The sequence below is a fragment of the Paenibacillus sp. Y5S-9 genome, from assembly GCF_036894235.1.
Lineage (GTDB): Bacteria > Bacillota > Bacilli > Paenibacillales > Paenibacillaceae > Paenibacillus.
In genome coordinates this window covers 3,894,818-3,919,355 of the sequence record NZ_CP145887.1, presented here as the reverse complement: position 1 = coordinate 3,919,355, position 24,538 = coordinate 3,894,818, and the positions used below count along the sequence as shown (strand labels likewise).

General features: G+C 48.3%; 17 protein-coding genes. 16 read left to right on the top strand and 1 reads right to left on the bottom strand.

Annotation, left to right across the window (positions count from 1 at the left end; genetic code table 11):
* The first annotated feature begins 93 nt into the window (after positions 1–93).
* From V6669_RS17220 to V6669_RS17150, 15 genes are all read left to right on the top strand, one after another.
* Positions 94–2,838, top strand: a complete 2,745-nt coding sequence (locus V6669_RS17220; RefSeq protein ID WP_338587142.1) for a CHASE3 domain-containing protein — start codon at positions 94–96, stop codon at positions 2,836–2,838.
* A 425-nt stretch (positions 2,839–3,263) separates the two neighbouring features.
* Complete coding sequence (locus V6669_RS17215) at positions 3,264–4,886, top strand: PucR family transcriptional regulator ligand-binding domain-containing protein (RefSeq protein WP_338587141.1); 1,623 nt, start codon at positions 3,264–3,266, stop codon at positions 4,884–4,886.
* Between the two features lie 239 nt (positions 4,887–5,125).
* Positions 5,126–6,631, top strand: a complete 1,506-nt coding sequence (gene pucL, locus V6669_RS17210; RefSeq protein WP_338587139.1) for a factor-independent urate hydroxylase — start codon at positions 5,126–5,128, stop codon at positions 6,629–6,631.
* Positions 6,631–7,008, top strand: a complete 378-nt coding sequence (gene uraH / locus V6669_RS17205) for a hydroxyisourate hydrolase (RefSeq protein WP_338587137.1) — start codon at positions 6,631–6,633, stop codon at positions 7,006–7,008. Before pucL ends, uraH begins: the two co-directional genes overlap by 1 nt.
* Positions 7,009–7,052: 44 nt before the next feature.
* A complete protein-coding gene (gene allB, locus V6669_RS17200) occupies positions 7,053–8,456 on the top strand; it encodes an allantoinase AllB (protein ID WP_338587136.1) in 1,404 nt (467 codons plus the stop codon).
* Complete coding sequence (locus V6669_RS17195) at positions 8,453–9,760, top strand: M20 family metallo-hydrolase (protein ID WP_338587134.1); 1,308 nt, start codon at positions 8,453–8,455, stop codon at positions 9,758–9,760. The genes allB and V6669_RS17195 overlap by 4 nt, the downstream gene beginning before the upstream one ends.
* Positions 9,761–9,766: 6 nt before the next feature.
* Positions 9,767–11,008 carry an alanine--glyoxylate aminotransferase family protein gene (locus tag V6669_RS17190; protein WP_338587132.1) on the top strand — a complete coding sequence of 414 codons (1,242 nt, stop codon included), beginning with the start codon at positions 9,767–9,769 and terminating at the stop codon, positions 11,006–11,008.
* The gene (ggt, locus tag V6669_RS17185) at positions 11,002–12,597 is read left to right on the top strand and encodes a gamma-glutamyltransferase (RefSeq protein WP_338587131.1); all 1,596 of its coding nucleotides are present in this window, start codon (positions 11,002–11,004) and stop codon (positions 12,595–12,597) included. Before V6669_RS17190 ends, ggt begins: the two co-directional genes overlap by 7 nt.
* A gap of 137 nt (positions 12,598–12,734) precedes the next feature.
* Positions 12,735–14,057: a 5'-deoxyadenosine deaminase gene (locus V6669_RS17180; RefSeq protein ID WP_338587130.1), complete on the top strand. Its 1,323-nt coding sequence runs from the start codon at positions 12,735–12,737 to the stop codon at positions 14,055–14,057.
* A gap of 42 nt (positions 14,058–14,099) precedes the next feature.
* Positions 14,100–15,383, top strand: coding sequence for an XdhC family protein (locus tag V6669_RS17175; protein WP_338587129.1), 1,284 nt, complete (start codon positions 14,100–14,102; stop codon positions 15,381–15,383).
* Positions 15,349–15,999 (top strand): nucleotidyltransferase family protein, encoded by a 651-nt coding sequence (locus V6669_RS17170; protein WP_338587128.1) that lies wholly within the window; start codon positions 15,349–15,351, stop codon positions 15,997–15,999. The genes V6669_RS17175 and V6669_RS17170 overlap by 35 nt, the downstream gene beginning before the upstream one ends.
* 287 nt (positions 16,000–16,286) lie before the next feature.
* Entirely contained in the window at positions 16,287–17,201 is a 915-nt protein-coding gene (locus tag V6669_RS17165; RefSeq protein ID WP_338587127.1) for an FAD binding domain-containing protein, read from the top strand.
* 33 nt (positions 17,202–17,234) lie between these two features.
* Entirely contained in the window at positions 17,235–19,562 is a 2,328-nt protein-coding gene (pucD, locus tag V6669_RS17160) for a xanthine dehydrogenase subunit D (RefSeq protein ID WP_338587126.1), read from the top strand.
* Complete coding sequence (locus V6669_RS17155) at positions 19,559–20,077, top strand: (2Fe-2S)-binding protein (RefSeq protein WP_338587124.1); 519 nt, start codon at positions 19,559–19,561, stop codon at positions 20,075–20,077. The genes pucD and V6669_RS17155 overlap by 4 nt, the downstream gene beginning before the upstream one ends.
* Positions 20,078–20,443: 366 nt before the next feature.
* Complete coding sequence (locus V6669_RS17150; protein WP_338587122.1) at positions 20,444–23,023, top strand: X2-like carbohydrate binding domain-containing protein; 2,580 nt, start codon at positions 20,444–20,446, stop codon at positions 23,021–23,023.
* Between the two features lie 81 nt (positions 23,024–23,104).
* On the opposite strand, the gene V6669_RS17145 is transcribed toward V6669_RS17150, so the two are convergent.
* Entirely contained in the window at positions 23,105–23,749 is a 645-nt protein-coding gene (locus tag V6669_RS17145; protein WP_338594979.1) for a YitT family protein, read from the bottom strand.
* Between the two features lie 130 nt (positions 23,750–23,879).
* Here V6669_RS17145 and V6669_RS17140 point away from each other — a divergent pair, with 130 nt between their 5' ends.
* Positions 23,880–24,398, top strand: a complete 519-nt coding sequence (locus tag V6669_RS17140; protein ID WP_338587120.1) for a GNAT family N-acetyltransferase — start codon at positions 23,880–23,882, stop codon at positions 24,396–24,398.
* The last annotated feature ends 140 nt before the right edge of the window (positions 24,399–24,538 follow it).

The window sequence follows — 24,538 nt, the reverse complement described above, 5'->3', positions numbered from 1 at the left end:
TAAAGCTTGTCAGACTATACGTATACATATAAACTACATATGCACCGTTTTAATTTAATTGAATGGATTCGTATATATTTGGAGGTTTCCGCGTTGTCAAAAACGAGAAGATTTACGATACGCTCCAAAATTTTATTGGGCTATCTTGTGGTTGTGCTTTTGTTTGGTGCTGTTCTGCTAGTGCTGACGGCCCAAATTAATGTGTTACAGAAGGAAAATGATTTTATCTCCCATCATGATCTGGAAGTACATAATCTGACCAACGCGATTGAAAAAAATGTCTTGAACATGGAGACAGGACAGCGTGGATTCATGATTACAGGCAATGAAAGTTACTTGGAGCCTTACTCCCAAGGCCTATCCCAGTGGAGTTCCAACTATGATCAGTTGAATGCTCTCATTAGCGATAATCCTTCACAACAGCAGAGTCTGCAAAACATCAAAGCTCATATTACACGCTGGATTGAGATTGCTGGGGAGCCGTTGGTGGACTTGAAAAAGCAAGGGGATCAAGCGAAAGTTGTTGCATTCTTTCAATCTGATCCGGGTAAAACTGAAATTGATCTACTGCGATCTCAACTTACAACCTTCCGTAACACAGAGATCGCTCTGACCGAGGCGAGGGTTACTGAACTTGCCAGACGCAGTTCCACACTACTGACGATTATGTACACGCTGTGGGGTATTATTGCAGCATTATCCATTGCCGCTGCGATTGTGATATCAGGAAATATCGTCAAAACGCTGCGAGATGTTATGCAAACCATCAGTGATATCTCCAAAGGTGGAAACCTGAAGCAGCGGATCCAGGTTCGGACACATGATGAAGTAGGAGACCTGGGTCACGAAACCAACAAATTACTGGATGAAGTACAGGAACAGAATCGGGTCAAGGACCAGATCACAGGCATTGCCACACTCTTACAGAACCCGACCAATCTGGAGGGATTGTCCCGCTTGTTCCTGAACGAGCTTGCCAAGTTGTTTGAAGTTCCCTATAGCGTTTTATATTACTGGAAAGACAATCGACTGCTGCGCGTGGCTGCATATGCTGGGGATGGAGAGAAAGAACGTTCGCTCGGTAAAGTGTCGCTTGCCCCGGGTGAGGGGCTTGTAGGTCAAAGTGCTGTCGAGAAGCGAGTTCTACGCATGAATGATCTACCGCAGAACTATATCCGGATCTCTTCGGGGCTCGGGTATACATCTGCCACATCACTTACTGTAGTACCGATCCTGTTCGAAGGCAGAACGATTGCGGTAATCGAGCTTGCTTCAATGAAGCCATTGCAAGAGAATGATATGAAGCTGATGCAAGAACTGACGGACATTTTTGGTGTTTCACTACACTCGACCGTCACCCGCATGGAATTACAGCAATTATATGATGAGTCACAAGTTCTGAATGAAGAACTACAGGCACAATCAGAGAAACTTCAGGCTCAGACCGAAGAGATGCTGTCTCAGACGGAAGAACTGCAAATGCAGACCGAAGAGCTTCATATGCTTAATGATCGCCTGGAAATACAGAAGAGTGCTGCTGAGACATCAGCCAATGAACTTGCAGTTGTGGCGGATCAGTTACGAACAAGCTCGGGATACAAATCCGAATTCTTGGCGAACATGTCTCATGAACTGCGGACACCGCTCAACAGCATGCTGATTTTATCCGAAATCTTGTCTGAAAATAAAAATCAACACTTGAATAGTGAAGAGCAGAACTATGCTTCGGTCATTCACAAGTCAGGTAAAGACCTGCTGAATCTGATTAATGATATTCTTGATTTATCCAAGGTAGAGGCCGGGCAGATGGAAGTGGATTTTGATGATGTTTATCTGAGCAGTCTGCCTGAAGTCATGAATCAATATTTCCTGAAAACAGCTGAGCAGAAAAAAATAGATTTCCGAATTCAGCTCCAAAGTCCTTTACCGGAAACCATCGTGACTGACGAGATGAGAATGCATCAGATTCTCCGAAATCTGCTCTCGAACGCATTCAAGTTCACCAGTGAGGGTGAAGTTGCCTTAACGATCTCCAGAATGAGTCTGGCTCATCCTGAGGTGAAAGACCAAGAGACCGACGTGATTGCTTTCTCCGTCAGTGACACAGGGATTGGCATAGCGGAAAACAAACTTCTACAGATCTTTGATGCATTCAAACAGGCGGATGGGGCTACGGCACGTAAATATGGCGGAACAGGGCTTGGCCTGTCGATCTCTCAATCGCTTGCAACTTTGCTGGGGGGGTCAATCTCGGCAACAAGTCGTGAAGGACATGGCAGTGTGTTCACGCTGTTCCTGCCATTGCGAAGAGATGAACCTGAGGCTATGAATGTATCGCGGTTGTTCCTGAATGAGGTGGCTAGCACTGCACCTGAGATTAATAAGCTTCCTTCAATGACTTCCGAACAATCGGATATTTTATTGACACCTCTGGAAGAGTCTTTGCTCAGTGGTCGGCAAGTGCTTGTCGTTGATGATGATATACGAAATGTATATGCGCTGGCTAACGCTCTTGAGCAATACGGCATGAATGTCATTTCAGCTCAGAATGGGTACGAGTGTCTGGAATTGCTGGAGCGTGGAGGAGTCAAGCCTGATATTATCATGATGGATATTATGATGCCGGAACTGGATGGTTATGAGACGACTCGCCAGATCCGTGAACGGCTTGGCATGACTCAGCTTCCGATTATTGCACTGACAGCCAAGGCCATGAAAGAGGATCGGGAGAAATGTATTGCTGCAGGTGCTTCGGACTATCTCAGCAAACCGCTGAATATCAAAGATGTATTATCCCGTATGAAATTATGGATGAATCCCGAAACCATGGAAATCTGATTGTAGTTGAACTAAAGATTATTTACACGGACACTACGATGACAGAACAACCCTCCAATCGCTGTTATCCCCAGATTTTTTCGATTCCCTTTTTCAAAGGGGAAAATCCGGGGATAAAGGCGAACGCTTCGCTTTTTCAGGTTTTTTCTGCCCTCTCCGTTATCGTGTAAATGGATTACTTCAACATTATGTGGATCATAGTAACTTATAAAACTTATGCCGATTACAGGAAATTGCGCTGTAATTAGGTCATAGGTTTTATTTTTTTGCCGTGTAAGCTTTATTTAGAAAATTGATGTTATAATACTTAACAACAATAAAAGTTAAACGACTGAATATGGATTTAATTCGAAAAATAATGCGAAATTTAGTTATAGTAATCAGAATGACATAATATCGTGTTATATATATGGGAGGTAGTGTCCATGCAACTTACGGTTAAAGAGGCTTTACAGGTATACCCGTTGTCAGAGGCCAAACTGGTTGCGGGTGGAGAAGGGACTTCACGGATGATGAAATCCGTTAATGTCATGGACGCTCCTGATATCGCGGATTGGATCAAATCCGGAGAAATGTTGTTCACCACCGCTTTTATTATGAAAGACAGTGAAACAGATGCACTGCGTTTGATGCGACGCTTGAATGAACGTGGCTGTGCAGGACTCGGCATCAAGCTGGGACGTTTCTGGCAGTCCATTCCCCAGGGTATTGTCGAGGAAGCTGATCGACTTCGTTTACCATTACTTGAACTTCCTTTTCAATTCACCTTCTCGGACCAGATGAATGCCTTGTTCAAGGCTGAACATGAACGTAGTAACCGATTGCTGCATGAGGTCGTGCAGAAGCAGAAGAAATTAATGCAGTTTGCACTGCAACAGCAGCCACACCGGAATGTGTTTGCAGAACTTGCCACAGTGTTGAACTATCCGCTTGCCGTTATTGGTTCTCGTGGGCATGTGCTTTATGGCAGTGAAGGCATTGCGGGAGATGCGGTAACACAGGGCTGGCCTTGGAAATCCGTCATGCACCGAGTGAAATGGAATCAGGGAAGTTGTCATCGCGTACCCATCAAGCAAAATGATGAAGAATACGGATCGTTGCTTGTGTTTACCGATTCAGCCCTATCGCTTCGAGCAGAAGAAGAACTGTTCCAGCAGGCTGCCGATGTACTGGCATTTTATATGGATATGACTTATCGTGAGCATATTAATCCGACCGTGCAAGATGAGATGCGTACACTGCTTTCACAGTATCTGGATAACAAAATGACTGTTCAGGAATTGACCACCTTGAGTGAAAACAAAGGAATCCATCTGTTCCAGGGAACCTATCAGTGCGTGTTGATCACGCTTGAGCCGACTCTGTTTGCCGAGGGTAAGCTGCTTAAACAGATTCATCGTGAGTTGCAATACAATCCGCTGATGCAATTCACGGCCTCACAGCATTTTCAGATCGAAGATGGCATTCTGTCCATCTATACCTGTCCAACAGGGCGAGATTATGGAGAGGAACTGTCAGGTTTTCTGTTAAGCCGTTTCGGTGATGTTCTGGCAGCGCAAGAAGCAAAAGGGGCACCGGCTCCACGCTTCTGGATCAGCAAAATGAAACATGAACCCAAATCGCTCCGTGAAGCATACCAGGAGTGTCTGGATACACGACAACTGGCTCGTCGATTCGGCATGAAAGACCGTGCGTTGCAATTTGAAATGCTCGAATTTGCCTATGTGTTCCAACACGTACCGGATAACATCATGGAGAACTACTGCAATAAAGTACTCGAACCACTACTTGCCAGGGACGGTGATCCCAATCAGGTGCTGATGAATACATTGGAGTCCTTTATAGAAAATGATGGACTGATCAATGAAGCTGCCAAACAGCTGTTTGTGCATCGCAACACGGTCACTTATCGGATGGAGAAAGTTGGCAGCTTGCTGCAAATGGACTTTAAGAAAACGAATGATCTGCTTAAATTAAAGCTGGTATTCACCTTCCGCAAGTTTGTGCGGGACAAAGCAGCTGCAAGACCGCACAATGTTCAACTTTAGACCGCACATTGTGCAACATGACAATGCTACCGGGTCAGACCCCCAAGAACCGCATTCCCTTGATGGAGTGCGGTTCTTTCATGTTTAAGGACCACAAAAGCTGATCTTCCCGTGCACAGCAAACAAATCACAACTCTGATGTTATGTTATATTACAAAATTGCGTAAATATTGTTGTCGCGACATTGAACGACACTTAGAATGAAGAACAATAATCCACAACAGACCGGAGGTTTTAACATGAGCGACTTAATTAAACTTGTTAACAACTGGTCTATCACACAGTTTGTGCATACGTTTGGCGGCTTATTTGAGGAATCACCATGGGTGGCTGAGCGGGCCGGGCTTTTAAGACCTTTCGATTCATTTGAACAAATGATGAAAGTGATGAAAAACGTGGTTCAGGCATCGGATGACCAGGTGAAGTTGCAGTTACTTCGAAATCACCCGGATCTTGGAGCGCGAATCAGCATGAGCAGCAACTCCGTTCAGGAGCAGGCTGGTGCAGGACTTGATTCCCTCTCACAAGAGCAATACAACGAACTTCAACAATTAAACAAAGCATATACAAGCCAATTTGGCTTTCCTTTCATATTGGCCGTTAAAGGCCATACCGCAAGCTCCATCCTTGAATCCATGAGGCAACGTCATCGCCGAGGCAGGGAAGAAGAATTCGAGACTGCATTGAAGGAAGTATTCAAAATTGCAGGCATTCGTTTGGAGCAGTGGCTTGCACAGATCGGTCATGAACATGAGTTCGTGAGCAAGCCAGCCGCAGTGCAGCAGCGGACCATGTATTACGGCAAAGGGGATGTGTGGATGTACCGTTCCTACGCCAAACCGTTGACGGGTATACAGTCCATCCCGGAATCTCCGTTCATGGGACGCAGCAATATTCTGTTTGGATTGAACATCAAGGTGGCTGTGCAGGGGGATGAATTCTTGCCTTCTTTTGCAGAAGGGGATAATTCGCTGGTGGTCGCAACCGATTCGATGAAAAATTTCATTCTCAAACATGCAGCGGATTACACAGGGGCGACGGTGGAAGGATTTCTTGCGCTGGTAAGTCGGCGTTTCCTGGAGACGTATCCGCAGATGAGCAAGGTTCAGATGACAGCGGACCAGATTCCTTTTGAAGATATACCCATTGGATTGGAAGGAAGTTATCGACCGAGTGCACTCGTATTTCGTTATTCGCAGAATGATCGTGCGACAGCTGCCGTGGAAGCGGAACGAACAGGAGACTCGATTGAACTCAGCAACCATTTCAGTGGTTTAGCGGATCTGAGACTGATTAAGGTCAAAGGCAGTGAATTTGCCGGATTCATGCAGGATGAATATACCACTCTTCCAGAGACATGGGATCGACCGTTATTTATTTTCCTGAACATCAATTGGCGTTACGAAGATCCGAGAGATGGCATGGATGATCAGCGTGGACGGTATGTGGCGGCGGAACAGGTTAGAGACTTGGCTGCTGCGGTATTTCATGAGTGTCGATCCGCTTCCATTCAACATCTGATCTACCAGATTGGACGAAGGTTGTTAAGTCGATTTGAGCAACTGAGTGAGGTTTCATTTGAATCCAACAATCGGACATGGGAGACAGTGCTGGAGGAAGTGAAAGAGGGAGAAGGCAAAGTATTTACCGAGCCGAGACCACCTTATGGATTCCAGGGTTTCTCGATGACAAGGGATGATCTGGGAACAGACGGCCGAGACTCCGGGAAAGAAGGTGACGTCTAATGTCGATATCTGGTGGGCGAATTACAACACATGTGCTGGATACATCCAAAGGCGTCCCTGCTGCGGGTGTTCGGATCGAGCTGTATACCCTGAAGAGGGATGGAGAGCAGGAAAGCAAGACAAAAGTCGCTGAATCGGTGACCAATGCGGATGGACGTTTGAATGCACCGTTGCTGGATGGAGGCAAGTTGGAGCCAGCGATATATGAGCTTCAATTCCATGTCGAGAGTTATTACGCACAGCTTTCGTTGGAGGAGCTGGGGCAGGCATTATGGACGATTGTTCCGATTCGTTTTGCCGTATCTGATGCCTCAAGCCATTACCATATTCCGTTATTGATTGCTCCAGGAGGTTACAGTACATACCGGGGAAGCTGAATATGCACACATCCGGTTCTGATTCAGGGGGGAGGGTCATCCACATGACAACATTTGATACCATCATCCGGGGGGCCCGGGTGGTGCTGAGAGATCGGGTAGAGCAACTGGATATTGGCATTACGGGTGAGAAAATAACGGAACTGTCCAAGCGGCTGACTGCTGGTGAAGCGACTTGCATCATAGAAGCTGAGGGGCTTACAGTGATGCCGGGTGTCGTGGACATTCATGTACACTTCAATGAACCTGGACTCGCCAGTTGGGAGGGGTTCCGATCGGGTTCGGCAGCCCTTGCCGCAGGGGGAATCACCACCTATGTCGATATGCCACTTAACGGCGTACCGCCAACCACAAGGCCGGAAGCATGGGAAATGAAAATGAAAGCAGCGGCAAACCAATCGTATGTTGATTATGCGTTCTGGGGAGGCTTGGTTCCCGGCAACCGTGAGGAACTTGCTCCAGTGTCACAGCTGGGTGCTGCCGGATTCAAGGCATTTATGTCCGAGCCGGGAGGCGAAGGGGAAGATATCTTTGCCAGAGCCGATGATCATACGCTATTGGACGGAATGCATGAACTTGCAACATTAAAACGTGTGCTGGCACTTCATGCAGAGGACGAAGGCATCGTTGCCGAACTCGGCGCGAAAAGCATTGCTGAGGGAAAGACGGAACCGATGGACTATGTCCAGTCCCGTCCTGTGGAAGCCGAAGTCGTCGCGGTTGCGCGAGCGTTGAAATACGGTGAACAGACTGGGTGTGCGCTGCATTTTGTGCATATTAGTACCCGGGAAGCGCTAGATCTGATTGCAGAGGCCAAGCGGCGTGGGCAAGACGTAACTTCGGAGACTTGCCCTCATTATCTGACGCTGACCGAGCAGGATGTGGTCCGATTGGGTGCAGTGGCGAAATGTGCTCCACCGCTTCGCAGCTCTTCCGAGCAGGAGCAGTTATGGGATGCACTGACCTCAGGATTGGTTGATGTTATTGCCTCAGATCATTCTCCATGTCCGCCATCCATGAAACAATCTGATAACTTCTTTGAAATCTGGGGCGGTATATCCGGGGCACAAAGCACACTGCTAATCATGCTGGAGGATGGACATCTTCAGCGTAATATCGACCTCCCCTTGCTCGGAAGAGTTCTCTCCTTGCAACCTGCCAAAAGGCTTGGTCTGGAGAGTAAAGGGGAGATTGCCATTGGCAAAGATGCAGATCTGGTCCTGATTGACTGGGAGAAGAGCACAATCCTGAACACGGAGGATCTTCTCTATACGCATAAACAGAGCCCTTATGTGGGACGTACATTTAAGTGTCAGATTGCAGACGTATTTTGCCGTGGTCAGCGCGTTTACAACTCGGAATCCGGGTTATCTCCTGTGCCTATCGGGCAACACATTGCGGCTTACTCTGCTAGTCCCATCGAAGCGGGAACGGAGGAGACGTCATGAATGAGTCTGGAGTATACCGGTCATCCGGTACAAATAACGCACCTCTTCCTTTGCCAGATGTGGAACAGGTGGAGCTGCAAGCCATGCTTGACTGGCTGTCGACCTATGGTGCGGATGCACAGGGTGGCGTCACACGACTGTTGTATAATTCGGCTTGGTGTGAAGCACAAGGTGCTCTTGCTGCCAAAATGCAGGAGAAAGGGCTGTCTCCCGAGTTCGACCAGTCCGGTAATCTGTATGGCACACTGAAGGGCGAGGGTGAGGAATCAGCGACGGGTACTGAAGAATTACCGATAGTGACCGGATCACATATGGATACCGTGGTGTATGGTGGGAAATATGATGGTGCTTACGGTGTGGTGGCGGGTGTTCTTGCTTTGGAGTATTTGCAGAAGCATTTTGGAGCACCGAAGCGAACACTTCAAGTGGTATCCCTATGTGAGGAAGAGGGAAGCCGATTCCCTTTTGCGTATTGGGGTTCACGCAGTATAACAGGAATGACAGCTCTCCAAGACGTAGAGCATTTGAAGGATCAAGACGGCGTTACATTTGCACAAGCGATCCGGGATGCGGGTTTTGGACCTGATAGTGCATATAGACCTGCCGCGAAAAATTACGGTGCCTTTATTGAGCTTCACATTGAGCAAGGTCAAGTTCTGGAACGTCTCGGACATTCGATCGGAGTTGTATCCGACATTGTAGGTCAGAAGCGGTTCAGTATTACTGTATGTGGTGAAGCGAATCACGCGGGAACGACACCGATGTCCTGGCGCAAAGACGCACTTGCCGGAGCAGCCGAGATGATTACTGCAGTAAGGAATATCGCATTGGAAGCAGGAGAACCGCTGGTAGCCACGGTTGGGCGAATCACAGCCGATCCGGGTGTTGGGAATGTGGTTGCAGCACGGGCGGTGTTTTCATTGGATATCCGCCATATCCGGCAGGAGAGTATTGATCGCTGCTGGCAGGATATGCTTCGGGCTTTTAGTCGAATCGCAGCCGAGCAGCAGCTCGGACTGGACTGGGAAGAACATCTGTCGGTAACACCCATTCCTATGAATGCAGAGATGATCTCAGACATTCAGGATACCTGTGAGCAGGAGCAGTTGTCCTATTGGCTAATGCCAAGCGGCGCGGGACATGATTCGCAGATTTTTCAGCCGGCTTGTCCAACAGCCATGATATTTGTACCGAGTCAGGACGGTATCAGTCATAATCCACTTGAATATACAGCTGAGGCAGACCTGATGCACGGTTTTCGGGTTCTGGTCCGGCTACTCTATAAATACGGTTACGGGAGTTGAATGAAGATGTCCACCTATAAAGAGTTATCTCCGTCCTTGCGGACCATTATGACCCCGGGACCGGTTGAAGTTGATCCACGTGTACTCAGAGCATTATCCTTTCCGATCCTGGGGCAGTTTGACCCGGAGTTCACATCCTTAATGAACGAGACGATGGCGATGCTGCGTGAGTTATATATGACAGATAACGAGTGGTGTTATCCAGTCGATGGTACATCCCGTTCAGGCATTGAAGCTGTGTTGGTCAGTTTGATCCAGCCCGGTGACAAAGTTCTCGTCCCGATCTACGGACGATTCGGACATCTGCTGGTTGAAATCTCGGAACGCTGCGGTGCCGAGGTTGTCTTTTTTGAAACGGAATGGGGAACGGTATTTGATCCGGAAGAGGTGATCAAGGCGATTCATACCCATAAACCAAGTCTGGTTGCGATGGTTCACGGTGAAACTTCCACCGGTCAGATGCAGCCCCTTGCCGAGATTGGCAAAGCCTGTCGCGACCTTGATATCTTACTCGTCGTGGATGCTGTAGCAACCATTGGCGGGACTCCGGTGGAGACGGATGCCTGGCATCTGGATGCGGTGATGGGTGGCACGCAGAAATGCCTGTCCGTTCCTTCAGGGATGGCACCTCTCACGTACAACAGTCGTGTGGAACAGAAACTGATGAGCCGCAAAACAGTTGAACGCGGACTCCGAGATGCAACCAGTGCGCGGGCAGAAGGCCGCACCATTGCCAGCAATTATTTTGACCTGAGCCAATTGCAGGATTACTGGAGTTCGGCCCGGCTGAACCACCATACGGAGGCAACCTCCATGCTCTATGGTCTTCACGAAGGATTACGTATTCTGTTGCAAGAAGGTTTGGAGGCCAGGTTCAAGAGACATCTGGTCAATGAACGTGCGTTGGTCGCTGGAATTCAGGGAATGGGATTGCAGTTGTATGGGGATATGTCCAGTAAACTTCCGGTGGTCACTTGTATCACGATTCCGGAGGGGATTGATGGTGAGTCGGTGCGCAGCATGTTGCTGAACGATTTCAGCATTGAGATTGCCAGTTCATTCGGCCCGTTGAAAGGGCAGATCTGGCGGATCGGTACAATGGGATTCAGCTGCCAACGCAAGAACGTACTTCATGTGCTGGGAGCGCTGGAAGCTGTTCTTCTCCGTCATCGTCATGTACTACCTGCCGGTGAAGCAGTGCAGGCCGCATTGGATGTGTATGCAGGGAAGGAGGGCGCTTTATGTTAAACCAGATGCCAATCTCAAGGGAGGTCATGGTCACCACTCCTCATTATCTGGCGAGTGCAGTAGGAAGCTCCATCCTCCAGCAAGGCGGGAATGCTTATGATGCGGCTATTGCGGTCAGTGCAGCACTAGGTGTGGTATATCCGCATATGACCGGACTTGGCGGGGATGCCTTCTTCCTGATTCATGACGGAGCCAGCGGTGAGATTACCGCTTATAACGGAAGTGGTCGCTCAGCAGCAGGCATTCATGCGGAGACGTTCAAAGCGATGGGCATGAGTGCGATCCCTCAGCGTGGTGCGCTTAGTGCCATCACGGTTCCGGGAATGGTGGATGCCTGGTGGGAAGTATGGTCCCGATACGGGAAGTTACCGTGGGAGCAACTGCTTGAACCTGCCGCGCAGTATGCGGAAAAAGGATGCCCTGTATCCCGGAATCTCCGCCTGTGGATGGAAAGGGATGAAGATTTCATTATGGGGCATACACCGCTGCGAGCGGTATTTGCGCCTTTGGGTAGACTTTTGCAGGAGGGCGAGCTGCTGATCCAACCTGATCTTGCTGCCTCCATTCGTCTGATTCAGACGGGAGGGCGAGATACTTTTTATACAGGAGAACTTGCGGATCGTCTGACTTCGGCTATTCGTGAGGATGGGGGCATGCTTGCACCAGCAGACTTTGCAGGGCATCGGGGCGAGTGGGTGAAACCCGTTAGCACGGAGTATCGTGGCTATGAAGTTCATCAGATGCCGCCCAACTCGCAGGGATTCTCGATGCTGATGATGTTAAATATGCTGGAGCATACGGATCTGTCCTCTGTAGCACGTACCTCACCGGAATTCTATCATCTGATGGCGGAAGTGGTGAAAAAGGCGTTTCGTGATCGTGACCGTTATCTGACGGACCCGGATTTCAGGGACATTCCGCTGGATCTTCTGTTATCCAAGAGTTACGGAGACCAATTGTGGAATGAGATTCAGTCTGCTCCACCTGTGGCACAACCGTTTTTGTCTAAAACAATAGGCCAGGACACGGCGTATGCTGCGGTTGTTGATAGCGAAGGCAATGCCGTTTCCTTCATTCAAAGCCTGTATTTTGACTTCGGTGCAGCGTATGTACCAGGGGATACGGGGGTTATCATGCAGAACCGGGGATCTTTTTTCTCCTTAGATCCGAGAGATGCCAATGTACTGGAACCGAATAAACGCTCATTCCATACCCTCATGCCGGGCCTCGTTACACGAGATGGTAAACCTTATATGCTCGTGGGTACGCAGGGAGGAGAAGGCCAGCCACAAACACAATTATCGGTGCTTACCGGAGTGCTAGATTACGGGCTGAACATTCAGGAAGCGATCAGCCTGCCGCGTTGGGTGTACGGACGTACCTGGGGTGAAGAAGGTGATACGATGCGTGTGGAGAACCGATATCATGATGACGTATGTGCAACCCTTGCCCAGTGGGGACACAACGTTGAAGCCAGAGCCCCGTGGGATGGGATTATGGGACAGTCGCAAGGCATTGTCATTCGTGAGGACGGCATGATTAGCGGCGCGGCAGATCCGAGAGGCGATGGCATGGCTATTGGGTGGTAACAGCTATAAGAACACTTATAAACTCAACTAGATATTTACACGATAACAGCGGTCGGAAGGTTAGTCTGTAATCGGCGTGCAGGTGTAAATAGGTATGAGTTGAACGATATAGACAGACACAGATAGGGGAGATTGGCATGGGAACAATCCTGCTGAAAGGCGCACAGCTTGTGACGATGAATGCAGAAGAGGAAGTGTTCATTGGAGATCTGTTAATCGAGGATAACAAAATTAAGGAGATTGCAGATCACATTGACGTTCAGGCTGACCAAATCATTGATGCTCGCGGCAAAGTGTTGTTGCCAGGCTTCATCCAGACGCACATTCATCTGTGTCAGACCTTATTCCGTGGACGTGCGGACGATCTGGAACTGATGGATTGGCTCCGTCAACGTATCTGGCCGCTGGAAGCAGCACATGACGAGGAGTCCGTCTATTATTCTGCAATGCTCGGATTGGGCGAATTGATCTCCAGCGGAACCACGACCATTCTGGACATGGAGACGGTACATCACACGGACTCGGCGTTTCAGGCGATGGCACAGAGCGGCATCCGGGTCATCTCTGGCAAGGTGATGATGGATCATGGGGACGAGGTTCCGGAACCCCTGCGTGAGGATACAGCAACTTCGCTGCAACAGAGTGTGGATCTGCTGGAGAAATGGAACGGGTTTGGCGGAGGTCGCATTCAATATGCTTTCTGCCCACGCTTCGTTGTATCGTGTACCGAAGAATTGCTGGTAGAGGTGCGCGACTTATCTAATAAATATCATGTCAAAGTCCACACCCATGCCTCCGAGAATCGTGGAGAGATCGAACTGGTAGAACACGAACGCGGAATGCGCAACATTGTATACCTTGATCATATCGGTCTGGCTACCCCAAGATTGGTGCTGGCCCACTGTGTATGGCTAAGTGAGGAAGAGAAAGAGATCATCCGTAAACGTGGTGTCAAAGTCACTCACTGTCCAGGATCAAATATGAAACTTTCCTCCGGGGTAGCGGATATTCCAGATCTGCTGAATCGTCAGATCGCGGTTGGAATCGGGGCCGATGGTGCCGCGTGCAACAACAATCTGGATATGTTTCAGGAAATGCGCCTCACCGCTCTGATGCAGAAGATTCCTCATGGTCCAACGGTGATGGATGCCCGGACCGTATTACGTATGGCTACCATGGGTGGTGCAGAGGTGCTCGGCTTGTCGAAGGAAATTGGCAGTCTCGAAGTGGGCAAAAAGGCAGATATGCTGCTGCTGGATCTGGATGATTTCCACACGTACCCTTCCTATGAGACAGATGTCTATTCTCGCGTGGTCTATTCGGCAACACGTAGCTGTGTGGACACCGTTATTATCGATGGCAGCATTGTACTCAAAAATCGTAAGATTCAGACGATTGATCGTGGCATTGTGCTGCGTGAGTCGGATAAGAGCATTGCGAGATTGATGAAGCGCATCTGATCGAAGGAAACTTATGCGATTCCAGAAAGGATGGAGACCGATATGGAAATGCATGATCTGTGTGCAATCGCAGCCCGTGATACGCGCTGCGTGCTCGCAACAGCGATCAAGGTAGAGGGTCATGCTTACCGTAAGCAGGGAGTCTCTATGCTGTTGACTGAGGATGGGCAAATGTATGGCAGTATCAGTCCGGGATGCCTGGAGAGTGATCTTCAGGCCCGGGTAAGCCATGTGCTGGATACACTGCAAATGGAATTTGCGGAGTACGACATGCGTCCCGAGGATGATCTGTCCTGGGGTGAGACGGTTGGCTGCGGTGGACTTGTTGTTGTGCTGCTTGAACCTGTGTGTGGTGAACTCCGACATACGTTACAGAAGATGCATGAGTGTTTTCAATCCGGCGTTTCAACAGCGTTAACCCGAACGTTCCAAAATGATTACACAAGGGTTCAATATGGCTTGAGACGGATTGAACCAGCGGGTACCGGGCGCCAGCCAATCTTGCGTCCTTCGCTCGTCCCTCCTCATGATCGCGTGGCGGATTATAATCCAGCTTCATTGCAGGTTAATGTACAGCATAGCAGTGGAAATACCAAGCATGAACATACGGGATCAACACAACATTCTCCGGATATACCTCACCTTATGCTTGTACCTGAAGTGGTACCTGCTACGTCAAATGGATCTCAATCTTCCCATCTATCCGGTGATTCACAACATATCTCTGATGCTGAGGCTGAAATATCGACAAACGATACGGTTTCAACGAATCCCTGGGACCTTCCGCAACAACTCACTTCGCTGTACAAACCTAAACCTCGCCTTGTTATCATCGGAGCCGGGAATGATGTTATTCCTGTTGCCAGACTCGCCTGGTCTGCAGGATTCCGTGTAGTGGTAGCCGATTGGCGAGAGTCCTTGTGCACCTCGGACCGGTTCCCAGGAACCGAACTTGTGCTGGGTTTCCCGCGTGAGATCATGCCTCTGTTAAACATAAACTACGGAGATTATCTGATTCTGATGAGTCACAATTTCCCCCGCGAACGTGAACTGTTAGAGATGCTAGTGGACTGTGATTATGCCTATCTTGGCATCATGGGTTCCAAAACACGAACAGCCCGTCTACTGGAGGGCTTACCACCGTTGAAATATGTGCATTCTCCCGTTGGTTTGAGCATCGGAGCGGACGGTCCGGAACAGATCGCCATCAGCATTGCAGCGGAATTGATCGCATGTAAACATAAGGTTTCTTCCTTAAGTTCCGAGTTCGGGCAGAAGGGGAGCGTTGCACATGCGAATGACGGGCATAGTTCTGGCGGCAGGTAAGAGTTGTCGCCTTGGTCGAGATAAACTCTCGGTTGTCATGCCAGACGGCAGGTCACTGGCTGCATGGTCACTGGAAGCTGCACTGAATTCGGAGCTGGATCAAGTGATCTGTGTAGTCAAACCGGAAGATTCATTGGCATGGCTGCCTATAAAATGGGTTGATTCAGCCGCATATGCTTATCATGCCACAGCACGACTTCGAATTGTGGCCTGTGCAGACTATGCTTGCGGCATGGCCAGTTCTCTTCATTCTGGCGTATTGTCGGCTATGGAGTACAAACCGGAAGGCATTCTCATGTTACTGGGTGATCAGCCTTTATTACAAACGCAGGATATTAATCGGGTGACCACAGCACTGGCTACCCACAAACTGTGTGACTATGTCGCAGCTACAGACGGTGAGGGAGGCAAGCCGCCCGTTGCTTTTCGCTCCCATATGTTCGGACCTCTGTTGTCTCTGCATGGAGATGAGGGGGCACGCAAGATTATGCGCAGCGCTAACTATTCCGGTGTACATGTACCACTGTCTGAGTCCTGTTTCTGGGATGCGGATACAGAACCGGAATTGGAACGCATTTTGAATCATGTATATGAATCGGAGCAGACAGACTCATGAACAGGAGAAGATGAATAATTATGTTTAATTTAATGACATGAACAGGTCAGCCAGGCAGTCTGGTTGGCCTGTTTGTCTTCTTTTATCATGTGATGAAAGAGAGTCTGTGTTAGCTTTCGATAGATCATAATGCATCAAGCACAAATAGAACGCAGGTTTTATACATTTATCCAAAACGATGTGAAGGTAATTGACGTTGCTGCTGAACTCTCATATGATTTGAAGAATTATCTGGATCAGACGGTTGAATTTCCTGCCCAAGGAAGAGAGAGAAAGGGGATGCAGCGATGGTAACACCGGCATACGGTTCTGGAGCATTGCCATCGGTATGGCAACCTGAGAACCTGCAAGAACTGCACACGTTGAGAAGTAGACTCAAGGGGATATGTTGTTTCACCGCAGGTGGAACATTGCTACGAACCCAGTGGGAGGGCGGCTTGGTTCCAGCGCCTGAACACATGATAAGCCTGGCTCGTATTCCTGAAATGAGCGGTATATCTATTCTTGGAGATGAGATTGTCATTGGAGCAATGACCCGATTAAAGGAATGTGCTGCACAAGCGTTGCTGCATCAACTGCCGATCCTGCAAGAAGCGGTGAATGCAATTGCGGCCCCTTCCATTCGTAATGTGGCAACCATTGGCGGGAATATTGTGTCCGGAGTAGGGGATACGCTGCCTGCTTTGCTTGTATATGATGCGAAGCTGCACTGGTTGACGGATAGCGGAATTGAGATCCGCAGTGTGTCTTCCTGGCTTCAGGGTGGACGGGATGGCAGCCGTAATCCAGGGGATGTATTAATCTCGATTCATATCCCGATGATACCGTCCTCTCTGCTTAATGTGGACAGTGGGCATAGGCCTGCTGTACGAGAAGTTTCCTTTTACCGCAAGTTGGGTCGACGGGAGACGTTCAGTGCATCGCTGGTGACGGTTGCGTTGTATGGAGAGATTGATTCGGATAACCGCTGGACCAAGATTGCGATTGCTGCGGGCGGGGGTTCAGGCATGGCGATGCGACTTCTGGAGTCGGAACAACAGCTTCTTGGTAGTGAAGCTACTGTCATGCAAGCCGCGACTCTTGCAGCTGCAGTGGCTAGCGAATTTACGACTTATGGTGATGCATTTGCAACAGAACATTATCGCAAACAGACCGCAGCCAACATGCTTGGCGCCGGGCTATGGGAGGTACTTCACGAATAGATTGATGGGATCAAGCACAGGGGGAGAGGGATCATGCTGCTGAATCGGAAACAGAGCGGGAAACGCTGGCACCTGCGGCCAGATGGGGCACCCAAAGTAACAGGCCAGCTTCATTATCTGACGGATATGACGCTACCTGACATGATTCATGGCAGAGTATTGCGAAGCGAATATCCTTATGCACGGATATTGTCTATAGATACTTCGGAAGCTGAGGCGTTGGAAGGTGTCTATGCGGTTTTGACCTCCAAAGATGTGCCTGGTCTGAATCGTTTTGGTATTGCGACCCCGGATCAGCCCGTGTTCTGCGAGGATATTGTGCGTTATGTTGGTGACGCCATTGCAGCAGTTGCTGCGGATTCTCCGGAACTTGCGGCACTTGCGCTGGACGCGATTCGCGTAGAGTATGAGGAACTCACTCCGCTGAATAGTACAGACGCTGCGTTGGCTCCCGGCGCACCAGAGCTGCATGAGCACGGTCCAGGTAATGTGCTGCATCGCACGGAGATCAAACGTGGAGACGCAGAGCAAGCCTTTGCCACTTGTGATCATATCGTGACTGAGACGTATTATACGCCTCGCCAGATGCATGCGTATATGGAGACAGAAGGTGGCCTGTTTGTCCCGGATGAAGAGGGAAGGCTGAATGTATACGCGGCAACGCAACATGGCTATAAAGACCGGATGCAGCTTGCGCGCATTATTGGCTGTCCTGAAGAAGATATCCGGGTGGTGTCTTCACCGATTGGTGGTTCATTTGGGGGAAAAGATGAACTCAACGTACAGCCCTATGGTGCACTGCTGGCCTTGAGATGCGGGCGTCCTGTGAAAATGCATAATTCACGTAAAGAATCTGTACATGCAGGATTGAAACGGCACCCAATGAAGATTGAAATGCAAACTGGCATGAGTCGAGAAGGTATCATCCAAGCGCATCGTGTCCGTATTACAGCAGATACGGGAGCGTATGCCACACTGGGTGCACCGGTGCTGAACTTCTGTACTGAGCATTGCCTTGGACCCTATGCCATCCCTCATGTGGATGTGGAAGGTGTGTCTGTGTATACCAATAACGGGCTGTCAGGTGAGTTTCGCGGATTTGGCGGGAACCAGGCGATTTTTGCCATGGAAGGCCAGATGGATCGGCTTGCAGAAATCATGAACATGGACCCTTGGGAGTTCCGCAGACGTAATATGCGGGAAAAGAATGATCCCGGACCGCTGAATCAACGGATTCTGGTCACGGATGGACTGTCCCAAGTATGGGAGGCATTGGATCGCTCCGAACTGTGGCAAAAACATCAGCAACCCCCGGCAGATCCTGCTCTGCCGCCATGGATCAAGCGTGGAGTCGGAGCAGCCATCGCCATGCACGGTGCAGGGCTGGGATACGGGATTCCGGACCCTGCGGGAGGTCGTCTGTCCCTGAATAACGAAGGCAAGATTGAAGTGGCGTTCAGCTACGAGGAATTCGGTCAAGGGCTCATTGCAACGCTGGAAATTATGTTATGTGATCTGTTCCTATGCAGTACATCGGATCTCAGTATCATCATTGGAGATACGGATCGCGTGCCACACAGCGGATCAAGTACAGCTTCACGTTCAACAACGATGGCCTGGATGGCTCTTCAACGTTTGCAGACTCCATTTCGTTCACGTGTTCTCACTGTTGCGTCTGAAATGTCGGGCATTCCGGCAGATGAACTGGTGACAGGGCCTGGTGGTATATGGCGTAAAGGCCAGCTTCCTGCCGAAACTTCAGAAGTAGAATCAGAATCAGGCTTTATAGTTTCGTATGCTGAACTCGCGACGCAGGGCAAAGCCGCTGAATGGATTTTTGATACAAAGTTTGATTACCCAACTACGCCTGACAATGTGGTAGGCGGGCATTATTTGTATACGTATGCGGCGGTTGCGGCAGAGGTGGAAGTGAATACTTTGACCGGAGAAACCAAGTTGCTGGATACACGCCATGTTGTAGCGGCAGGCCCGGTGATCAACCCTATGGGCTTTATCGGACAGATTGAAGGCGGCAGTGTCATGGCACTTGGATTCACGTTGACCGAGGATGCGGTCATGCAGGACAGCCGTTATGTAACCACTAATCTGGATACGTATCTGATCCCAACCATTCAGGATATTCATACCAATCTGGAGGTTGAAGCTATTGAAGACTTGCCCGAAGGTGATGCGTTTGGACCGAGGGGGATTGGTGAGATTGGTTCCGTAGCGCTTGCGCCAGCCATTACAGCCGCAATTCATCAGGCGACAGGTGTATGGGTTAACCGTCTTCCTGTACCGAGGGAACAACTGGTCAGACCTTTGAATGTACCTTTGCAGGAAGGAGTGAGTCCATCATGAGTAAACCACTTGAGAATCACTGGACAGCCGTTGTGAATGGCGAAGAGAAACATCTTGAGATCGCGCAAACGACCCGACTTGTCGATGTGCTTCGGACTCATTTGCAACTAACGGGTACCAAAGTATCCTGCGAAGTTGGTCGCTGCGGCGCATGTATGGTTCTGATGGATGGAGAGCCCGTGAATTCCTGTCTTGTCATGGCTTATCAATGTGAAGGCAGTGACATTATGACGATTGAAGGTCTGCATTGCGAGGAGAAAGGCACTCTGCATCCGATTCAACAGGCTTTTGTGGAGGAAGGTGGCTTCCAGTGCGGCTACTGCACTCCGGGCATGGTGATCTCAACCAAGGCATTACTGGATGCACATCCTGAGCCTTCTCAAGAACAGATTGAAACGGGATTGTGTGGGAATTTGTGTCGTTGTACCGGCTACGGTGGCATTATTCGGGCGGTACGCAAGGCAGGGGAACGCTGTGTGGTAAAGGAAACGTCTGCCGAGGAAACCGTTAGTTGAGCCGTGACGCAGGACGTAGACAAAAAAACAAGGAGAATTGAAGAAACGTTCTTTGAAAAAGCATCCGATCCAGGAATGCTTTTTTTGTTTTTGTAGGTTTTCTGCCAAGTACATTCATCTAACGGGAGATGAAGTTTAGGCCCGAAACTGGTTAGATAATGAATCGTTTTCGAATTGTCTTCAATATTGGTAGGACGATGGACAAATGGCGTTCAAAGTACTGGTACAAAAGAATTTCAAACATTCTCATTCACCATATATTTACAAAAATTGATGCACATGCTATGTTTAAAATGAAAGCGCCATCATGAATGGGTTCATTGACATTTCATTATCATATTTCACTTGGGAAGGAAGATGGAATTGATGAAAAATTTGCTCAAAAAGGCAACCGCAATGATGCTGGCATTGGCCCTACTGATTGGATTAATGACAGCGCCCGTTCATGCAGACACACCACTGTTCACCATCGAAAGCGAAGATGCGCAGCTCACCCCGGATCTTCAAGTGGTTACTTCAATCTATGGGCAACCCAAGCCCGGATTCTCAGGGGCCGGATTTGTCTGGATGCAGAACTCTGGCACACTAACCTTCACAGTTACTGTCCCGGAAACCGGCATGTACGCGATCTCCACACGATATATGCAGGAGCTCAGTGCAGATGGCAGGTCACAAAATTTAATCGTAAATGGTGTTACGAAAGGGGCGTATATGCTGCCTTACACAACAACATGGTCAGACTTCGATTTTGGCTTTCACAAGCTGAATCAGGGTGCCAACACGATTGAGCTGAAGGCTGGATGGGGCTTCGCGTATTTTGACACCTTCACAGTGGATTATGCGGATCTGGACCCCTTGAATGTACAACCAGTTCTGAGTGATCCTGAAGCTACACCGGAAACTCAAATTTTGATGAATTATTTAACGGAGGTATACGGAAACAATATTATTTCTGGTCAGCAAGAAATCTATGGAGGTGGGAATGACGGAGATTCGGAGCTTGAATTCGAATGGATTCATGATCTGACCGGAAAGTATCCGGCAATCCGTGGCTTTGATCTGATGAACTATAATCCGTTGTATGGTTGGGAGGACGGTACAACCGATCGCATGATTGATTGGGTGAATAACCGTGAAGGTATTGCAACAGCTTCCTGGCATATCAATGTGCCTCGTAATTTCAATACGTATGAGCTCGGGGACTTTGTGGATTGGAAAGAGGCTACCTACAAGCCAACAGAAACGAATTTTAATACAGCCAATGCGGTAATTCCCGGTACGAAAGAGTACCAATACGTGATGATGACCATTGAGGATCTGGCAGAACAACTGTTAATTTTGCAGGACAACAACGTGCCGGTTCTGTTCCGTCCATATCATGAAGCAGAAGGCAACGGCGGACTGAACGGGGAAGGTGCATGGTTCTGGTGGGCTTCGGCAGGCGCAGAAGTGTACAAAGAGCTATGGGATCTGCTATATACCGAATTGACCGAGACGTATGGCTTGCATAATCTGATCTGGACATACAACAGCTACGTATACAGCACTTCTCCTGCCTGGTATCCGGGTGATGATCAGGTAGATCTGGTGGGATATGATAAATACAATACGATCTACAACCGTTATGACGGTTTGTCTGGCGTACCGAATGAGGATGCGATTACCTCGATTTTCTATAAGCTTGTTGAGTTGACAGGTGGTACGAAAATGGTAGCCATGACGGAGAACGACACGATTCCAAGCGTGAAAAATCTGACCGAGGAGAAATCAGGATGGCTGTACTTCTGCCCTTGGTATGGCGAGCATCTGATGAGTTCAGCTTTTAATTACCCGGCAACATTGAAAACGCTTTATCAAAGTGATTATGTCATTACGTTGGATGAGCTGCCGAATCTAAAGGTTAACAATCCCAACCCCAGTGCATCCATCACACCTGGAAACGTTGAATTTGACAAATACACACCCAATCAAAGCGATAAAACCGTAACCGTGAATGCAAACGGCAATATGCTAACTGCTCTCCGGGCAGGCAACAATGCATTGACCGCAACGACAGACTATACCTTGAACGGAAGCACATTGCTGCTGAAAAAAGCTTATCTGGCAACCCTGCCAGTTGGTGAGCATTCGATTGTTCTGGATTTTAATCAAGGCCAGGACCCTGTGTTAAAAGTCAAAATCGTGGATTCAACACCGAGTACAAATGCTGTGATTTCACCTGTGAATGCAACATTTGATAAAGCGATGAATCCCGCACAGGATATTACCGTATCTCTCACCTTAAACGGCCGTCAGCTTACAAGCATCACAAAGGGGAATGTTACGCTTGTATCAGGTCAGAATTATACAGCATCCAGCTCTGCTGTAGTTCTGAACAAATCCTATCTTGCCACGCTTCCGCTGGGCCAGAACGTGTTGACCTTTCACTTCAATGGAGGAAATAACGCTGTGTTAACGGTGAATGTGGTAGACAGCACGGTTACTGTGCCAGCAGGGGATTTGACGATTCAAGCTTTTAACGGCAATACAAGTGCATCGACCAACGGCGTATCACCCAAGTTTAAGTTGGTCAACTCAGGCAATTCGGCTATTCCGTTAAGTGATGTAAAAATCCGGTATTACTATACAATTGACGGGGAGGAAGCTCAGAGTTTCTGGTCCGACTGGGCCAGTATGGGTAGTGCGAATGTAACCAGCCAATTCGTTAAACTGGCGACTCCAGTTGCCGGTGCGGATCATTATCTTGAAGTGGGCTTTACAAGTGCGGCGGGATCACTGAATGCGGGCCAGAGCGCAGAGGTTCAAGCACGCTTTTCCAAAAACAATTGGACGAATTACACACAGACTAACGATTACTCGTTCAAGGCATCTGGTAGTCAGTTCGCAAACCATGATAAGGTTACCGGGTATGTGAACGGTCAGCTTGTGTGGGGAATTGAGCCGTAAGGAAGAGAGAACGGTTAATGGGCTGGATCAGGGATTGAACCTCTGATCCAGCCTTTTTATGGTGTAGATGGTGTACATTCGCTAGATCGAATGTTCTTTTTCATGCTCAGTGTGTGACGATGTATCCATGTCTGTCAATATGCGATCTATTATCCTTTTCGTATGGCCCATGATGAACTGAAGAAGTAGACCTGCACAACATACGGTTAATAATGTACCAAGCCCGATCGGTCCACCAAGCAGGAATGCCAGCATCAAAAATACAAAGTAAATCAATGTTCTCGATACAAATAAGGGAGTTCGAGTGATTTCATGCAGGATTAATGTTAAGCGGTCAATCGGAATGGGTGCGAAATTGGTCTGTAAATAGATTGCCGTGCCGATACTTATAATCACTAAACCAATGACAAAAGTCATTAATTTGCTGTACCAAACTTCGGGTGTGATCAAGGAATCAGATACATAAAGCCATATATCAATCCCCACACCAGTAATGAATGCGGTGACGAGCCCCATAAACTCGGGTTTATGCTGCTTCAAAAGCGAATTGCATCCAATTAACAGGAAAGCAATGATGACCTCCCAGCTACCTACACTTAGCCCTACATGATGGGACAGCCCAACCAGAAGTGCATCAAACGGTGAGGTGCCCAGTTCAGATTGGATGGTAAGGGAGATGCCAAGTGTTAAGATTAGAATACCTGCGACAAAAAGTACATATTTCAAATTCATTCAACCTCTTTTTTTATATTATGTTGCAAATACAACAAAATTAAGCTAAATTCAATGTAGCCCTTTTTTATTGCATTTGCAACAAATGATTCATGATTAACTTGCTAAAGGAATGTGAATATAGATGACGATTCGTATAGAGATATGTACCATTGAACATGTATGTGAACTACAGGAGATTAGTTATGAGACGTTTAATGAAACGTTTAAAGCGCAAAATTCACCCGAAAATATGAAAGCTTATCTGGAAAAGGCGTTTAATGGGGAGCAATTGGAAACGGAACTGTCCATTGTGGATTCACAATTTCTTTTTATTTATGTCAACGATAAACTTGCCGGGTACATGAAGGTGAATATCAATGATGCTCAGTCTGAGAAGATGGGCGTGGAATCCCTTGAGATCGAGCGGGTGTACATCAAGAAAGAGTTCCAAAAACATGGGCTTGGTAAAGTGCTACTCCATAAAGCCATAGAGATGGCAACAGAACATCACAAAACGAATATATGGTTAGGCGTGTGGGAGAAAAATGAAAATGCCATCGCATTTTATGAAAAGATGGGGTTTGTACAGACAGGAGCTCATGCTTTTTACATGGGAGATGAGAAACAGATTGATTTTATAATGACCAAAACGCTACTGTAACTGGATCATCGAGGGAAAAGCTTGAAAGAAAAATGCTATTGAGCAGAATTCTTTCGGGCTTTTTTATGTTTTGCCAGAACCGTTGAATCATTAAATGAAGAAATCGACGAAAAATAATACATAATAAATATTATGTAAAC

What these genes read in the sequence shown, in the direction of transcription:
- V6669_RS17215 (WP_338587141.1), top strand. Translation starts at nt 3,264, where the DNA reads ATGCAACTTACGGTTAAAGAGGCTTTACAGGTATACCCGTTGTCAGAG.
- pucL (WP_338587139.1), top strand. Translation starts at nt 5,126, where the DNA reads ATGAGCGACTTAATTAAACTTGTTAACAACTGGTCTATCACACAGTTT.
- uraH (WP_338587137.1), top strand. Translation starts at nt 6,631, where the DNA reads ATGTCGATATCTGGTGGGCGAATTACAACACATGTGCTGGATACATCC.
- allB (WP_338587136.1), top strand. Translation starts at nt 7,053, where the DNA reads ATGACAACATTTGATACCATCATCCGGGGGGCCCGGGTGGTGCTGAGA.
- V6669_RS17195 (WP_338587134.1), top strand. Translation starts at nt 8,453, where the DNA reads ATGAATGAGTCTGGAGTATACCGGTCATCCGGTACAAATAACGCACCT.
- V6669_RS17190 (WP_338587132.1), top strand. Translation starts at nt 9,767, where the DNA reads ATGTCCACCTATAAAGAGTTATCTCCGTCCTTGCGGACCATTATGACC.
- ggt (WP_338587131.1), top strand. Translation starts at nt 11,002, where the DNA reads ATGTTAAACCAGATGCCAATCTCAAGGGAGGTCATGGTCACCACTCCT.
- V6669_RS17180 (WP_338587130.1), top strand. Translation starts at nt 12,735, where the DNA reads ATGGGAACAATCCTGCTGAAAGGCGCACAGCTTGTGACGATGAATGCA.
- V6669_RS17175 (WP_338587129.1), top strand. Translation starts at nt 14,100, where the DNA reads ATGGAAATGCATGATCTGTGTGCAATCGCAGCCCGTGATACGCGCTGC.
- V6669_RS17170 (WP_338587128.1), top strand. Translation starts at nt 15,349, where the DNA reads ATGCGAATGACGGGCATAGTTCTGGCGGCAGGTAAGAGTTGTCGCCTT.
- V6669_RS17165 (WP_338587127.1), top strand. Translation starts at nt 16,287, where the DNA reads ATGGTAACACCGGCATACGGTTCTGGAGCATTGCCATCGGTATGGCAA.
- pucD (WP_338587126.1), top strand. Translation starts at nt 17,235, where the DNA reads ATGCTGCTGAATCGGAAACAGAGCGGGAAACGCTGGCACCTGCGGCCA.
- V6669_RS17155 (WP_338587124.1), top strand. Translation starts at nt 19,559, where the DNA reads ATGAGTAAACCACTTGAGAATCACTGGACAGCCGTTGTGAATGGCGAA.
- V6669_RS17150 (WP_338587122.1), top strand. Translation starts at nt 20,444, where the DNA reads ATGAAAAATTTGCTCAAAAAGGCAACCGCAATGATGCTGGCATTGGCC.
- V6669_RS17140 (WP_338587120.1), top strand. Translation starts at nt 23,880, where the DNA reads ATGACGATTCGTATAGAGATATGTACCATTGAACATGTATGTGAACTA.